Genomic DNA, 14374 nt, shown 5'->3' with positions numbered 1-14374 from the left:
GTTTTTTTGGTTTGCGCTATTACTCCCATTCCTTCACTCATTAGGATATGGAGGCAGCTTTTTGCTGTGACTGCTGCTTCAGGAATTCTTCATTAGCAACAATCTCGCCAAAGGGACTTAAAACGTGTTGTTCTTCGACTTTGGGCAAATGAGTTAAAGGCAAACGGGGAAATAATAATTCAGCGACGCGATAAGCTTCTTCTAAATGGGGATAGCCGGAAAGAATAAATGTTTCAATTCCCAAGTCTGCATATTCCAACATCCTAGCGGCGACTGTATCAGGATCGCCTACCAATGCTGTACCTGCACCACCGCGCACTAAACCTACACCAGCCCACAAATTCGGACTAATTTCTAGTGCTTCCCGACTACCTTTGTGTAGCTGACTCATGCGGCGTTGCCCTTCAGAATCCATCCTGGCATAAACTTTTTGGGCTTTGGCAATGGCTTCATCATCCACATAGCAAATCAATTGATTAGCTGCGTCCCAAGCTTCACTCTCGGTTTCCCGCACAATTACGTGCAGACGAATGCCAAACCGCAGAGTTCTACCTTCAATCTCTGCAAGTCTGCGAACTGCGGCAATTTTCTCGGCAACTTGCGCAGGTGGTTCACCCCAAGTTAAGTAAACATCTACGTGCTTGGCGGCGATTTTTTGGGCGATCGCAGAAGAACCGCCAAACCACAATGGCGGATAGGGTTTCTGGACAGGTGGAAACAAAATTTTGCCGTCTTGAATATCTAGATATTCACCTTTGAGGCTGACTGTTTCGCTATTGACGAGCGATCGCCATATCCTCAAAAATTCATCTGTTAATTCATAACGTGCATCATGACTCAAATGTAAGCCATCTCCGGCTGCTTCCACCGGATCGCCACCAGTCACAACATTAATCAGCAACCTTCCACCAGAAAGACGGTCAAAAGTTGCCGCCATCCTCGCGGCTAATGTTGGCGACATCAACCCCGGACGTATCGCCACTAAAAAGCGCATTCGTTGGGTTAAAGATACTAGAGTTGATGCCACAATCCAGGCATCTTCGCAAGACCTTCCTGTGGGTAACAATGCCCCTGTGTAACCCAGGTCATCCACTGCCTGTGCAATTTGTCGAAAGTACGGAAAGCTAACAGCCCTGCCGCCCGTTGCTGTTCCCAAATAGCGCCCATCGCCGTGGGTAGGGATGAACCATAGTAGCTGCATGAATCTTATCCTTGCTAAAAGCGGTAACTCTACCGATTTACCGTATTTACTTGCATAACAAAGAGTATCACACATCGAATTCAGGTAAGCAAGGGATTTTTTCAAATAGGTAGCCACAAGCTATTGATATACCAGAAGTCAGAATGCTAGTGAAATCAGAAATAGAAAGCAGTGACATTGCATTGTCCTATTTTCAAGTTAGCGAATCACGGAACAATATTCCCTACTCCCCATTTTCTTTTTTTCAGTGTGTATTAATTTACTTATTGTTATATTTTTGTTAAACTGTCTTTAAATTACATAAAGCCAATAGTTTTACCGTACTTTATTTTACACTCATCAATAAGTAGCCATTCAACTATTGGGAATAGGTACTAAATTTAGTTTTATACATGAGGAGATACAAAAATGGGGCCGATGTTTGTTAATGCTGATGATTGGCCACATATAGGATTTAGGCTAGTGATGGCGTTGGTAGTTGGTTGCATGATTGGATTTAACCGTCAGCAAGGTGGTAGGCCAGCCGGAATGAGAACATTTATGCTGGTAAGTATGGGTGCAGCCTTGTTCGTAATGATTCCTTTACAAGCTGAAGGTGATAGTCCTTATGCGGCGACTAATGCGTTAAGTCGGACAATTCAAGGAGTTGCTACTGGGGTAGGATTTCTCGGAGCGGGATTAATTTTACAAGAATCCTCTCGAAAAAGTGCTGCTCCCAAAGTGCGCAATTTAACTACAGCTGCTTGTGTATGGACAGCCGCAGGGTTAGGTGCTGCTATTGGCTGTGGTTTGTGGCAAATGGGATTATTAGGTGGAGTGCTGACGTTGATTACTCTAAGTGGAGTAAAACGCATCAATCAGTCAGTGAGATTTAAGTTTGAGCAGAGTGGGAAAACACAAACTCAAGAGAAAGTTAATCTCTTTGAGTCCGATGAGAATGATTAAATTTAAAATGTTAGATAAGCGTGATCGCTGCTAAAACCAACATTTTTAGAACTTAGCATTAGATTTTTTAACTTTGGCAATCCAATTTTTATATAAACTCAAAATTTCTGCATAAGGAACAGTAGTTTCTGATATCAAATAAAACAGTGATTGGGAAAACTGTTTAGGAAATATATTGTGGAGAATTTTTGCCAAAACTTCTCTGATAATAAACTCAATAAATAATCCTTGCGATAAAGGAAACGCATTATCTCCAAGTTCTACTAAAGCATAACCATCTGGCTGACGGCGCACAGTAAATTGTGCAATAGCTTCTGGGATATTGTCAGAATATTCATCTAAAAGCTGGTCAAATACAAAGACATCTTCGAGTGCTGCATTGCAACCTTGACCAATAGATGGTGATACAGCATGAGCAGCATCTCCTATGAGCAATACACTATCACCATAATGATAACTATTACAGCGAACTGTTAAAACTGTTGATGCTGGTCTATTAATAAAAGCTTCTGCTTCTGATTCTGGCATTAGTTGACCAATTTCCGAGAAACTTTCTCGAAAAAATTTTAGTACTTCTTCTTTAGTTGAAAGATTCGCTACTTGATTGTGCTGACGAGGAAAGTGAATAATACCACTCATTGTTCCGCCTAATTGATGCAGTAAAAGTACGACCGTACCATCTTTGAGCATCCAAGAGTGAATTTTATTTTGTTCTAACTTGAGGTTTGACTTTACATCATCACTTGGTAAGAAAAAAGATTTGTAATCAGTTGTAATAGGTTTTTGTTCACATGCAAAAACTTCTGTTGAATTCAAACTTTCTCTAACCGCAGAATAGGCTCCATCTGCGCCAACTAAGAAATCATAATTAACAGTAAAAGTTTTTTCAGTTTCTTCAGCAATATTGATTAATGTTAATGTTTTATCAGTAAAATTAACTTGCTGACACTGACAGTCAAAGTGAATATTTAATCGTGGATTATTATACTTGCTAGTTAAGCTTTCTAAAAGTGCGATCGCTAAATTTGTTCTATCAAGAGTAAATAAGGGATTTTGTCGCGGAGTATATCTCGTCTTACCATTTTTTTGATGAAAAATTGTACCGTTCATTTCTAAACTTATGGCTTTGACTGCTGCTTCCAGTCCCTTTATTTGTCTCAAAGCTTTCATTCCTCTTTCATTAAGGGAAATAGGATAAGTTCGAGATTTAGAAAATGAGACAATTCGAGGATCACTGCGACGTTCGTAAATATCGATTTGATAATTATCGCTACGACGCAACAAGTACTGAGCCAATAAAAGTCCACTTGGCCCAGCACCAACAATCACTACTTTTTTGACCATAATTTTAGAATTGACGCACAGATAATGATAATCTGCAAATGCGTGGAATAGAGTTGGCTGTAGAGATATGTTACATTGTGCCTCTAATTATATGCTATTTCATGAATCTTCAGAAAGATTTATAACACCATCTTTCGAGATATGTGATTCTTCTAGATTGAATAATCAAGAATTATGACTGTACAACCTCTATCAGAAGTAAGAATTTGCTTTTTGGGCGAATCATTTGTTAACGGTACAGGCGACCCAGAATGTCTTGGCTGGACAGGTAGAATTTGTGTCAATGCTAATAAAAAAGGTTATGACATTACTTACTATAATTTAGGTGTGCGCAGAGAAACGAGTACTGAACTAAAAAAACGTTGGCGGAGAGAAGCTACCTATCGTTTACCAAAAGAGTATGACGGTAGAGTTGTATTTTCTTTTGGAGTAAATGACACAACTATAGAAAATGGGAAAACTCGTGTAGCTGTCGAAGACTCACCCAAAAATATACGTGAGATTTTGAGCGAAGCTAAACAGTTATATCCTGTTTTGATGATTAGTCCACCTCCATGTACAGATGCAGAACAAAATCAAAGAATTGCCAATTTAGGACAAGAGTTTGCTTTAGTTTGTCAGCAATTAGATGTGCCTTACCTCAACGTTTTTCCGATATTAATTAAATCAAATATTTGGATAGAAGAAGCCAAAAATTATGATGGCGCTCATCCGCGAACTGCTGGTTATGCTGAATTTGCACAAATTGTTGATAATTGGGATGCTTGGTTAAATTGGTTTAAATAAGAATTGCTTATACTAGAGGCAGTAAAACTCCTGTGAGGATTTTGGCAATGACAGCATCAGATATAAAAATACCACCGTTAGAAAGTGGCGATCGCCTAACTCGTCAAGAATTTGAACGTCGCTATTATGCCATGCCCGATACTAAAAAAGCAGAACTAATCGAAGGAGTTGTATACGTGGCTTCACCCTTACGTTTTAAAAGTCATGGAAAACCTCACGGAGACTTGATAATTTGGCTAGGAACATACAAAGTATCTACCCCAGGTGTAGAGTTGGGTGATAATTCTACAGTCCGCTTAGATTTAGATAATGAACCACAACCAGATGTCGTGTTATTAATTGATGAAAAACTGGGTGGACAAGCACGTATTAGTGACGATGATTATATAGAAGGCGCACCAGAATTAATTGCTGAAGTTGCTGCTAGTAGTGCCGCTAACGACTTGTATGATAAAAAGCGGGTATACCGTCGTAATGGTGTGAAAGAATATATTGTTTGGCAAGTTTTTGAGAATCAGCTTGATTGGTTTGTTTTAGAAAATGGTGAATATCAATCATTAGCTCCAGATATAAATAATATTATCAAAAGTCATGTATTTCCTGGTTTATGGTTAGATGTAGCTGCATTATTAACCGGAGAAATGACGCAAGTTTTAGCAGTGCTACAACAAGGTTTGAACTCACAAGAACATCCAACATTTGTGCAGCAATTAGCAAATAAATTTTAAATTAACCATTCAATGCTAAAATATTATTAGCAAAAGGTAGTATTTATGCAGCAAATTAATTTAGCTGAAGCATCTCAATACTTATCGGAACTCGTTGAAGCAGCGCTTGATGGTGAATAAATTATCATTACCAAAGATAATCAGCCGGCTGTAAAGTTAATGCCTATATTGCCAGTTAAACGTCGTCCTCAAACTGGAAGCGCGAAGGGTTTAATAACCATATCAGATGACTTTGATGCGCCTCTAGAAGATTTTCAAGAGTATATGTATTAAGCTCGAAAGCGTTTGTAGTAGTGATGCTGAAATTCTACCGAAAGATTAGTAAACATTAGTCACCAAAAAAACTTAGCATTATTTAATGAGTCTTCACCAGGGATAGTTATGAGTTATTATATTGCTCCTCGATTTTTAGATAAAATTGCTGTTCACATCACTAAAAACTTCTTAAATCTTCCTGGTGTGAGAGTTCCTTTGATTTTAGGGATTCATGGACGCAAAGGCGAAGGCAAAACCTTTCAGTGTGAGTTAGCTTTTGAAAAAATGGGTGTGGAAGTGACACTCATCTCTGGTGGCGAATTGGAAAGTCCAGATGCGGGAGATCCGGCGCGGTTGATTCGGCTACGTTATCGGGAAACAGCTGAACTCATCAAAGTGCGCGGTAAAATGTGCGTGCTGATGATTAACGACTTAGATGCAGGTGCAGGACGCTTTGACGAAGGCACTCAATATACTGTAAACACACAGTTGGTAAATGCCACACTGATGAATATTGCCGATAATCCCACAGATGTACAATTGCCGGGAAGCTATGATGCAAACCCAATACGGCGTGTACCAATTATCGTCACAGGTAATGATTTTTCCACTTTGTATGCGCCGTTAATTCGGGACGGACGGATGGAAAAATTTTATTGGGAACCTAACCGTGATGACAAAGTAGGAATTGTCGGCGGAATTTTTGCACCAGATGGACTCTCGAAACGGGACGTTGAACAGTTGGTTGATACCTTCCCCAATCAATCAATTGACTTTTTTAGTGCTTTGCGTTCCCGAATTTATGATGAACAAATTCGTGACTTTATCCACAAAGTCGGTTATGAACGCATATCGTTGCGTGTGGTAAACAGCGTAGAAGGGCCACCAGAATTTAAAAAGCCAGATTTTAGCTTGTCTCACTTAATTGAGTCTGGTCATTTTATGGTGGGTGAACAAAAACGGGTGGAAAATTCCCAGTTGGTGGATGAATATAATCGCCTCAATCGGGGTAGAGGTTATCAAGCAGCACCACCTCCAGCGCCAACACTAACCACTCAGCCATCAACCAATGGATATCGTCAACAGCCAGCATCAGATACTCATATCTCTTTAGAAACACAAGAACAAATTCGGCAAATTTTGTCTCAAGGTCTGAAAGTTACTTTTGAACACGTCGATGAACGCCGCTTCCGTACAGGTGCTTGGCAAAGTTGCGGTACAATTCACGTCGATGCTGAATCTGATGCTATCTCAACTTTAGAATCCCATCTGGCTGAATATAGCGGTGAGTATGTGCGCTTGGTTGGAATTGACCCGAAAGCTAAGCGGCGAGTTGTGGAAACAATTATTCAACGTCCGAATGGCAAAAATTAGTAATCGATAGATTGATTGTAAAAGGCGATCGCATCACTAACACAAGAGGCGATCGCCTTTTATTGTTGAGATATGTAAAAAACTTTTCGTAAATCAGCTTTTGCAACTCGCAAATTAAGTTTTTGAGTTGTAAATCAGCTTTTGCAACTCGCAAACTTAGTTTTTGAGTTGTAAATCAGCTTTTGCAACTCGCAAATTAAGTTTTTGAGTCGTAAATCAGCTTTTGCAACTCGCAAACTTAGTTTTTGAGTCGTAAATCAACTTTTGCGACTCTTAAACTTATTTTTATGAATAATTTCAGCAAAAATACCATTATTTAGCCAGCTTACGGGACTTCCAAGAAATAAAATCCCCAAAGCATAATAATGATAATCATTATAGGGGGGTAGGAAGTCACGGCAGCCATCGGCTGCCGTGACTTCCCTTTTTGTAGTAATTTCAATATATGGTTCGAGTTTTGGGGTGTGTTGGAGTGTCAATTGAATTAACTGACTCATTGAAAAGTTTGCTCAAGGAAACAGCTACTCAATTGAAAGGTGCAGCCAGACGACGTTTTCAAGCGCAGACTGTTATGGGATTAGGCTATGGAGGACAACTCATAGCTCAAAACGAGTTGGGATGGGATAGAAAAACCATTCGTAAAGGAATTAAAGAATTAACCAGTGGGATTACTTGCTTTGATAATTATTCAGCTAGGGGTCGATGGAAAGCAGAAGAACACTTACCTTCGTTGTTAGAAGATATTAAAAAATTAGTTGATTCACAGAGCCAAACCGACCCAAGTTTTAAAAGCCAGAGGTTATATACACGCCTAACAGCAAGCAAAGTCAGAAAACTATTAATTGAAAAGTGTGGCTATAGTGACGAACAGTTACCAACTGAAGAAACAATTCGTATCAAATTGAATGATTTAGGTTATAGACTCAATCGAGTAGCAAAAGTTTTACCTCAAAAAAAATTCCAGAAACAGACGCAATTTTTGAACAATTAGCAATAGTTAATCAATCCGCTCTGGATGATCCAAGTATCTTACGTCTTAGTCTGGATGCCAAAGCCCGTGTAGATATTGGCTGCTTTGACAGAGGAGGAAAAAACCGAGTTGTCACAGAAACAGAAGACCATAATTTTCATCCAAAAACTACCGTAACTCCTTACGGCATCTTCCTTCCAGAATTAGACGAACTATTTTTATACTTTACAGAGTCTAATGTAACGAGTGATTTTATTGTAGATGCTCTACAAGATTTTTGGAAGAGTGAGAGTTGGCGATTTCCCACAATAAAAACCCTGATTCTTAACCAGGATAATGGGACAGATAATAATTCTAGACGTACCCAGTTCATGAAACGTATAGTCGAGTTTGTTCATCAATATCAACTAAATATACGGTTAGCCTACTATCCACCCTATCACAGCAAATATAACCCCATTGAAAGAGTATGGGGGATATTAGAAAAGTCTTGGAATGGCAGCATTCTCGATGAAGTTGAAACTGCTTTAAATTTTGCAAAAAACATGACATGGAAAGGCAAACATCCTGTAGTAGTTAAATTAATAACTCAGACTTATGAAACAGGAGTTAAGCTAACCAATAAAGCTATGTCTGCTATTGAAGAACAAATAGAACGTCTGACTAACTCCACAAATGAAAAGTTTCCCAATTTAGGTAAATGGTTTGTTGATATTTGTTGTGGCAGCACTTAATTTCTCTGACTATTTTTAAAGCTTTCAGCTAAAAAAATATCAATATTAATGATGATAATGCACCTGACATTATTTACAGAGTGCAGACTTTTTTATGAGTGTTTTTAGGGGGTGAGAGGCGGTTGCCGTCGGCAACCGCCTCTCACCCCCCTCAGAATGATTATCATTATCTTATAGATATCAAATTATGATTTTTGCTGAGTAATTTATTTCTTGGAAGTCCCTACCCATCCTCATGCTTTTAAAGTTCTGTAGCTTTACTCAAGCTGCTGCATCTGATAATTGCGTATCTTGATCGTATCTAAAGAACTCAGTAAGAATCAAGGTTAGGTTCTCTATATGGCGCGACGCAAACGCAATTCTATCGCCCTCACCAAAGCTGAACGAAGAGTTGAAGGAATGCAGATGATTAATCCTGACTTAGACTTTGGTAATGGATTATCAATCGCTAATTACAATACAAAAATTCTGGAGGTACGAGAAAAACTAGCCGCATACAATCAAGCACGAGCGATGGTACTCAAAACACAGAACGCATTACTAGAAGCAGAACGCGATATAAATGGTTACTCTGAGCAAATGCTATTGAGTGTTGCATCTTGCTATGGCAAAAAGAGTGATGAGTATGAAATGGCTGGTGGAACACGCAGGTCGGAACGCAAGAAATCAAACTCGGCGGTTAATCAAACAATAACATCTGCCGAGTGATTGTTGAAATAAATTATCAAACAGAATTCAGGAATCAGAAGCCAAAATTGGTGAATTTATATCAATGATGCTCAGATATCCGACTTTTTTAAGAAGTCGGGTATCTTTTTGTTTATTTATTACTGTGAATTCGACCGACTTCTCTCTTCTAAAAGGCTACGGTGTACACGCAAGTCGAAAATTTGCAGTATGAAACTATATCCCGCCTCGGAATTGATTCCGAGGCGGGATAGATGCACTATATATTTAATTATTTGCTAATTCCGACAACTTTTTGAGTACAGCTTGAGCATGACCTTTGGCTTTCACATTCGTCCAAGCATAGGCAATAATGTTATCTGGTGAAATTAGAAAAGTTGAGCGAATAATTCCCATATATTCTTTGCCCATAAACTTTTTTAATCCCCAAGCACCATAAGATTCTGCTAGTTGATGTTCTGGGTCACTTAACAAAGTAATTGACAAGTTATGTTTGTTGATAAACTTGCAATGAGACTTACCAGAATCGGGACTTACACCTAAAATTTTGGCTCCTAATTGACTAAATTCTGAATTTAATTCGGTGAAGTCTTTCGCTTCTGTGGTGCAGCCAGGGGTGTCATCTTTAGGATAAAAATAAAGGACGATCCATTGACCGCTAAAATCATCTAGGCTAACTAAATTATCATTTTGGTCAGGTGTAGAAAAAGCAGGTGCAGGTTGTCCAATTTGGGGAATATTGCTCATAGTATGACGAAAAAATTGCGATCGCCTCAAAATTTTACCTTGCTGAGTGCTGAGTGCTGAGTACCCTTTTCTAACTCAGCACTCTTCATCTAGCATTTGCGATCGCATAACTGCTAAATATTGATACTGTTGGGAATACGCGAGGGTAATAAATATGTATACTCAACCCCAGTCTCAGCTAAACGCAATTGATTACGGGCTTTGATTTTATCTTCAATATCTACCAGTGCGTTTTGAAACTCAGTCAAAGTTTGGCGATCGCGTTGATCGCTAAACTGAATTAAATCAGAACTTCCCAGTTTTCCCCAATAAATCCCACTCAACGCAAAACTTAACTGCATCTGCGCTAAATCTTTATCTGGAGGCGGTAATAATTCCTCTAGTTTGCTGGGTGTGTCTGGTGGACTGTATAGTGCAAAGGGCGCATTTGGGACATAAGTCACATAATCAAATTGGCTAAAGTTGACGGCGGCGTGTTGGGGGCCACAAGTAAAAATAATTTGCGTTGTAATATCTATTAGTTGTTGCAGACTATTAATTTCGCCAAACCCAGGTACACGCGGATAAGAAGGTAATTCTGGTAAATCTAGTTTAGTTTCACTTACCCACTCTTGCGGAAACCATGATGGTGCTTGGGGAAACTCAGCGCGAGAACGGGTATCTAAAGGTGCGCCTAATTCCGCCGCCCAAGCTTGCAGATATGAATCTTGTTGAACTGCTTTATCGTCGTGGTAGTAGCGTTGTAAATAACTAGTAGTATATTGAGCGATCGCATCCCACAACAATAAAGCATCATCACGGTAAGGAAATTCTGGGAGAAATTCTGCTTCAATTCCCCGACGTTTGATGTCATTCAGTAATGAATATTCTACAAACGGGCGTTCTCGATAAGCTTGATTAATTAACCCTAACGATACATCTCGCGTCGGAGCCATAAGATTATCAATAGCAGCACCTTCACCTAGTAAGATTGTGTTACCTCTGGTATTAATTGCCAGCAAAAATTGTAAATGAGGACGCAGTAACCGATATAAAGGATGATTACTCGGCAATTGGCGGGGAGTTGCAATTGCAAACGCCTCCATTGCCAAGTGGGTATAGCAGAGGTGAGTAATCAATTCATGATGGGTAACATCTGCACTTTGAAAATAAAGTTTTGCCCGCATCCAGTCATCCATATCAGCCGGAGTCAGGACTTTCCCTTTTTCCACCTGAATTAACACAGGCTCAAGTTTTTCTTGGGAGCGGTAAAATAACCCCACAGGACTACCAACATAACGTCCTGGTTGCAAGTCGGCGGCTGTCAGGTTTTGCAGTAGAGGATAATCGGCAATAAATAACCGATTTTCGCTGGCTGATTTGACTAAGTCGATAACAGTACCATCAGCTAATTTGTAAGATTGATTTGTCCAAGCTTGTAAAATTTGTTGTTCTGCTGATTGTACCCGCCGCAACACAATCGGATTTTGCCCAGCCAAACGTTGACGGGCAAATTCAGAATCAGTCAAACCTCCATCTCGTTCGTAAATGCGACTGACTACTGGACGTGTTGGCAGATAGCGATCGCTCAAACTGCCACTAACTTCTAACTCTTGGTAAAATTGCGATCGTTGCTGCTCACTTTTATCTGTAACATTATCTACAGCCTGGGCGGCTTCTGTTGCAGCCATTAATCTCTGTCCCATCGTCCGCCGTTCCCGAACATAACTAGCATTAAACTGTTCATCTGGCGGCAAATTGAAATTAAACCATCCCGATTGAAAAATTTCTAAATCTACTAATAAAACTGCCAGTTGTACCCAAGCTTCATCTAAAGTCTGGATGGCTTTTTCCATCTGTTCCAGCAGCAGACTCCAAGGTTGAGATAGCTTTCCCTGATTGAGTTGATTTTGCCGCAGAGTAGTTAACACATAACGCAGTACTCCATCTTCCCCAGTATAGGGAAATATGCGTGCTGGCCCTTTCTCTTCTAAACTACGAGGATCGTAACGGTAGTGACCTTGTGGTTCGGTAGAAGACATAATCTATTTTTGCTTAATAATTAAATACTGTAGTGAGATACCCAAAAGTTGATTTTAGTGGAATCTTCCTATAAGTAGGAACAAATTCAACAAAATTATGTTTCATCACAAAAGTTTGCATTTATTTCACTACAGTCCCGGCCATTGCACCAACATTATGAACCCAAATTATCACAAGGCTGGTGTCAGTGTTGTTCTCGGTCGTGATGGCAAGCTTTACTGGTCAATGAATGGTCTTGGGAAGACTTTCATTCCATTAACTGACAAAACTGCATAAGTCAATTGAACTTAAAACTATCTATAAGCAGAAACAGGGAAAACAAATTATCTTTAGTTTCTCTTGTTCGGAAACATAAAATCACATCATCGAAAAAGAGAACCCTGAGTTCATCAATGCAGTTCATGTCACAAATTTAGGAGTTAATCATGACACAGCAAAATAATGCTTTAATTAACAAATCATCTGTTAAAAAATCAATTATCAAAAAATTATCCCTAGCTATCACTGGTGCAACATTATTAGCAACTAGTTCTGCCATATTTTCTCAACCTGCCTTAGCAGATCGGTCAGATTGTGTAAGAAATGTAGCAAATGAAGCTTACCGTAGAGCAGGCGGAAGACGTAATGTAATGGTTTTTAACTTACAGCAAGGATATAGCTATAGCCTCAAAGGCGATGACTTTAGGAGAGCTTCTTGTGATGGTGTTCCATTTGGTGTTTGGACTTTTACAAGCGGTACATTCACTAATCGTGGTGATGGTGGATATATTAACTGGGCTTTTATTGGTAACTTTAGAAGAACTGGCAATCAAGGCGGAACAGTGATATTTAGTCCGGTTAGATAAAGTTAGTAGGGTGTATCAGTACGAATAATTTCTGGGTATTTCCATGTTTTATCTTACTGATGTACCCTACATAGAAGAGATTTTTTAATTGAGATTTCCAGTGTTGATAAAAATTAGGAATTTCCTACTTTGAATCTAATCAGCATTCTATCTGTGTGATGTCACCTGGTGTATTTTTCACACTCACTTCAAGTCGATTTTTCCTACACCCGCACTCAAAGTTGCCATCTCCAGATTCCAATTTTACCCATGTTTTTATAAAACACCCTAAATAATCTTATTTAAGCCATTACTATATAATTATCAAAAACTCAGTAATTGACAAAATTACACTATGCAAATCTAGACACACTATTTCGACTTCAGCATTCAATCAAAAAAGTTAAAATTTTCTGACATCACCATACAAATTATCAACAACTCAACTGTAAAAATCACACTTGATGCTACGTAAATTTACTAACCGCGATGAATTGATAGCCTATCTGCGAGAACAGTTCCCGCAAGCCGCAGAACGTGACGACTCTATCAGCAATACAGTTGGGGGACGCAAAGCAGCTCAAAAAGCGTTACAAAAAGTAGACCCATCCACCTACAGCAAAACCCGTAACTTCTTAACAGGCGCAGTCACACGACTTTCGCCTTATATTCGCTATGGAGTTTTGAGCCTAGCCGAAATCCGAGACTACGTGCTGGATAATGTCAAGCATCCAGACGATGCGACTAAACTGATTAACGAATTAGGCTGGCGTGATTATTGGCAGAGATTGTATGTCAAACTCGGCAATGGTATCTGGCAAGACCAAGAAGAATATAAAACTGGTTACACAGTCTCAGAATACGCCGCAGAATTACCCCAAGATATTCAAGCAGGTAGTACAGGGCGAGTTTGCATCGACAGCTTTAGCCAAGAATTACGGGAAACTGGTTACTTACACAACCACAGCCGGATGTGGTTAGCTGCTTACATCATTCATTGGCGGCGTATTCGTTGGCAAGCTGGGGCAAAGTGGTTTTTGCAACATCTTTTAGATGGTGATCCTGCTAGTAATAATATGTCTTGGCAATGGGTAGCCAGTACATTTAGTCATAAACCATACTTTTTCAACCGCGAGAATTTAGAACGCTATACCAAAAGTGTCTATTGCCAGAAATGTCCCCTATACGGGCATTGTGACTTTGAAGGTAGCTACGAAGAATTAGAACAAAAGCTATTTCCCAAAGGGGAATTTACCAAAAAACCAAATAGTCAAAGTTGGCAGCGTGGTAAGAGAGGTAAAAAATGAATAAACCAATTATTTGGATACATGGCGACTGTCTTAGTCCCGCTAACCCTGCACTTCAAGAATACCCCGATGCCCCGGCTATTTGGGTTTGGGACGATGCTTTAATTGAAGAATGGCAATTAAGCTTGAAACGCATCGCCTTTATTTATGAATGTTTACTAGAGTTGCCAGTAGAAATTCGTCGGGGTAATGTAGCCCAAGAAATTTTAGCTTTTGCTCAAGAGCATAATGCAAATTTAGTTGTGACAGCAGAAAGCCCCAGTCCCAGATTTGATGATATCTGCGATGAAATAGAACGTTCTTTGAAGTTGGAAGTTTTAGCCGCCGAACCATTTTTTGAATATGACGGCTACATCGATTTAAAACGCTTCTCCCGCTATTGGAAAGTAGCAGAAAAGTATGTTTTTGAATAAAGTTATTTTACCCTACACCCCTAAACCCTTACACCCA

The 14374-nt window shown here is 39.4% G+C and carries 16 protein-coding genes; 11 read left to right on the top strand and 5 right to left on the bottom strand.

Annotated elements, in window-relative coordinates; translation table 11 throughout:
- Window positions 1-40: 40 nt before the first annotated feature.
- Window positions 41-1201 carry an FMNH2-dependent alkanesulfonate monooxygenase gene (ssuD, locus tag ACMX3D_RS08775; protein WP_482751038.1) on the bottom strand — a complete coding sequence of 387 codons (1161 nt, stop codon included), beginning with the start codon at window positions 1199-1201 and terminating at the stop codon, window positions 41-43.
- Window positions 1202-1609: 408 nt separating this feature from the next.
- Here ssuD and ACMX3D_RS08770 point away from each other — a divergent pair, with 408 nt between their 5' ends.
- The gene (locus ACMX3D_RS08770; RefSeq protein ID WP_482751037.1) at window positions 1610-2146 is read left to right on the top strand and encodes an MgtC/SapB family protein; all 537 of its coding nucleotides are present in this window, start codon (window positions 1610-1612) and stop codon (window positions 2144-2146) included.
- Window positions 2147-2191: 45 nt separating this feature from the next.
- On the opposite strand, the gene ACMX3D_RS08765 is transcribed toward ACMX3D_RS08770, so the two are convergent.
- Window positions 2192-3490 carry an FAD-dependent oxidoreductase gene (locus tag ACMX3D_RS08765; RefSeq protein WP_482751036.1) on the bottom strand — a complete coding sequence of 433 codons (1299 nt, stop codon included), beginning with the start codon at window positions 3488-3490 and terminating at the stop codon, window positions 2192-2194.
- A 174-nt stretch (window positions 3491-3664) separates the two neighbouring features.
- Here ACMX3D_RS08765 and ACMX3D_RS08760 point away from each other — a divergent pair, with 174 nt between their 5' ends.
- The 4 genes from ACMX3D_RS08760 to ACMX3D_RS08745 all read left to right on the top strand — a co-directional run bounded on the left by ACMX3D_RS08760 (window position 3665) and on the right by ACMX3D_RS08745 (window position 6633).
- Window positions 3665-4276, top strand: coding sequence for a GDSL-type esterase/lipase family protein (locus ACMX3D_RS08760; RefSeq protein ID WP_482751035.1), 612 nt, complete (start codon window positions 3665-3667; stop codon window positions 4274-4276).
- Between the two features lie 47 nt (window positions 4277-4323).
- On the top strand, window positions 4324-5004 hold the full coding sequence (locus ACMX3D_RS08755; protein ID WP_482751034.1) for a Uma2 family endonuclease: 681 nt from the start codon (window positions 4324-4326) through the stop codon (window positions 5002-5004).
- 159 nt (window positions 5005-5163) lie between these two features.
- The gene (locus ACMX3D_RS08750) at window positions 5164-5277 is read left to right on the top strand and encodes a DUF2281 domain-containing protein (protein ID WP_482751033.1); all 114 of its coding nucleotides are present in this window, start codon (window positions 5164-5166) and stop codon (window positions 5275-5277) included.
- Window positions 5278-5385: 108 nt separating this feature from the next.
- Window positions 5386-6633 (top strand): RuBisCO small subunit-like domain-containing protein, encoded by a 1248-nt coding sequence (locus tag ACMX3D_RS08745; RefSeq protein WP_482751032.1) that lies wholly within the window; start codon window positions 5386-5388, stop codon window positions 6631-6633.
- Here the strand turns inward: ACMX3D_RS08745 and ACMX3D_RS08740 are convergent.
- Window positions 6605-6787 carry a hypothetical protein gene (locus ACMX3D_RS08740; RefSeq protein WP_482751031.1) on the bottom strand — a complete coding sequence of 61 codons (183 nt, stop codon included), beginning with the start codon at window positions 6785-6787 and terminating at the stop codon, window positions 6605-6607. The two genes, ACMX3D_RS08745 and ACMX3D_RS08740, sit on opposite strands and share 29 nt — an antisense overlap.
- Window positions 6788-7111: 324 nt before the next feature.
- On the opposite strand from ACMX3D_RS08740, the gene ACMX3D_RS08735 reads away from it, so the two are divergent.
- Both ACMX3D_RS08735 and ACMX3D_RS08730 read left to right on the top strand, forming a co-directional pair.
- Window positions 7112-8337 (top strand): ISAzo13 family transposase gene (locus tag ACMX3D_RS08735; RefSeq protein ID WP_482752268.1). Its coding sequence is split into 2 segments (ribosomal slippage): window positions 7112-7592 and window positions 7592-8337, totalling 1227 coding nucleotides; the frame shifts between segments, so codons are not numbered across the junction.
- A 339-nt stretch (window positions 8338-8676) separates the two neighbouring features.
- Window positions 8677-9045 carry a hypothetical protein gene (locus tag ACMX3D_RS08730; protein WP_482751030.1) on the top strand — a complete coding sequence of 123 codons (369 nt, stop codon included), beginning with the start codon at window positions 8677-8679 and terminating at the stop codon, window positions 9043-9045.
- Between the two features lie 246 nt (window positions 9046-9291).
- Here ACMX3D_RS08730 and bcp read toward each other — a convergent pair whose 3' ends face one another.
- Window positions 9292-9771 (bottom strand): thioredoxin-dependent thiol peroxidase, encoded by a 480-nt coding sequence (bcp, locus tag ACMX3D_RS08725; RefSeq protein WP_482751029.1) that lies wholly within the window; start codon window positions 9769-9771, stop codon window positions 9292-9294.
- A 113-nt stretch (window positions 9772-9884) separates the two neighbouring features.
- Entirely contained in the window at window positions 9885-11792 is a 1908-nt protein-coding gene (locus ACMX3D_RS08720; protein WP_482751028.1) for a lipoxygenase family protein, read from the bottom strand.
- A 97-nt stretch (window positions 11793-11889) separates the two neighbouring features.
- Between ACMX3D_RS08720 and ACMX3D_RS08715 the strand changes: the two genes are divergently transcribed.
- The 4 genes from ACMX3D_RS08715 (at window position 11890) to ACMX3D_RS08700 (ending at window position 14337) form a co-directional block, all read left to right on the top strand.
- Window positions 11890-12069, top strand: a complete 180-nt coding sequence (locus ACMX3D_RS08715; protein ID WP_482751027.1) for a CAP domain-containing protein — start codon at window positions 11890-11892, stop codon at window positions 12067-12069.
- Window positions 12070-12218: 149 nt separating this feature from the next.
- Complete coding sequence (locus ACMX3D_RS08710; RefSeq protein WP_482751026.1) at window positions 12219-12638, top strand: hypothetical protein; 420 nt, start codon at window positions 12219-12221, stop codon at window positions 12636-12638.
- A gap of 443 nt (window positions 12639-13081) precedes the next feature.
- A complete protein-coding gene (locus ACMX3D_RS08705) occupies window positions 13082-13924 on the top strand; it encodes an FAD-binding domain-containing protein (protein WP_482751025.1) in 843 nt (280 codons plus the stop codon).
- Complete coding sequence (locus tag ACMX3D_RS08700) at window positions 13921-14337, top strand: hypothetical protein (RefSeq protein WP_482751024.1); 417 nt, start codon at window positions 13921-13923, stop codon at window positions 14335-14337. The genes ACMX3D_RS08705 and ACMX3D_RS08700 overlap by 4 nt, the downstream gene beginning before the upstream one ends.
- Window positions 14338-14374 lie beyond the last annotated feature (37 nt).

Source organism: Anabaena sp. TISTR 8404 (genome assembly GCF_056847745.1).
This window is presented reverse-complemented; position numbering and strand designations above follow the sequence as displayed.

Excerpts from the sequence above, each read along its gene's own strand:
- ssuD (WP_482751038.1), bottom strand. The coding sequence starts at position 1,201 with ATGCAGCTACTATGGTTCATCCCTACCCACGGCGATGGGCGCTATTTG.
- ACMX3D_RS08770 (WP_482751037.1), top strand. The coding sequence starts at position 1,610 with ATGGGGCCGATGTTTGTTAATGCTGATGATTGGCCACATATAGGATTT.
- ACMX3D_RS08765 (WP_482751036.1), bottom strand. The coding sequence starts at position 3,490 with ATGGTCAAAAAAGTAGTGATTGTTGGTGCTGGGCCAAGTGGACTTTTA.
- ACMX3D_RS08760 (WP_482751035.1), top strand. The coding sequence starts at position 3,665 with ATGACTGTACAACCTCTATCAGAAGTAAGAATTTGCTTTTTGGGCGAA.
- ACMX3D_RS08755 (WP_482751034.1), top strand. The coding sequence starts at position 4,324 with ATGACAGCATCAGATATAAAAATACCACCGTTAGAAAGTGGCGATCGC.
- ACMX3D_RS08750 (WP_482751033.1), top strand. The coding sequence starts at position 5,164 with ATGCCTATATTGCCAGTTAAACGTCGTCCTCAAACTGGAAGCGCGAAG.
- ACMX3D_RS08745 (WP_482751032.1), top strand. The coding sequence starts at position 5,386 with ATGAGTTATTATATTGCTCCTCGATTTTTAGATAAAATTGCTGTTCAC.
- ACMX3D_RS08730 (WP_482751030.1), top strand. The coding sequence starts at position 8,677 with ATGGCGCGACGCAAACGCAATTCTATCGCCCTCACCAAAGCTGAACGA.
- bcp (WP_482751029.1), bottom strand. The coding sequence starts at position 9,771 with ATGAGCAATATTCCCCAAATTGGACAACCTGCACCTGCTTTTTCTACA.
- ACMX3D_RS08720 (WP_482751028.1), bottom strand. The coding sequence starts at position 11,792 with ATGTCTTCTACCGAACCACAAGGTCACTACCGTTACGATCCTCGTAGT.
- ACMX3D_RS08715 (WP_482751027.1), top strand. The coding sequence starts at position 11,890 with ATGTTTCATCACAAAAGTTTGCATTTATTTCACTACAGTCCCGGCCAT.
- ACMX3D_RS08710 (WP_482751026.1), top strand. The coding sequence starts at position 12,219 with ATGACACAGCAAAATAATGCTTTAATTAACAAATCATCTGTTAAAAAA.
- ACMX3D_RS08705 (WP_482751025.1), top strand. The coding sequence starts at position 13,082 with ATGCTACGTAAATTTACTAACCGCGATGAATTGATAGCCTATCTGCGA.
- ACMX3D_RS08700 (WP_482751024.1), top strand. The coding sequence starts at position 13,921 with ATGAATAAACCAATTATTTGGATACATGGCGACTGTCTTAGTCCCGCT.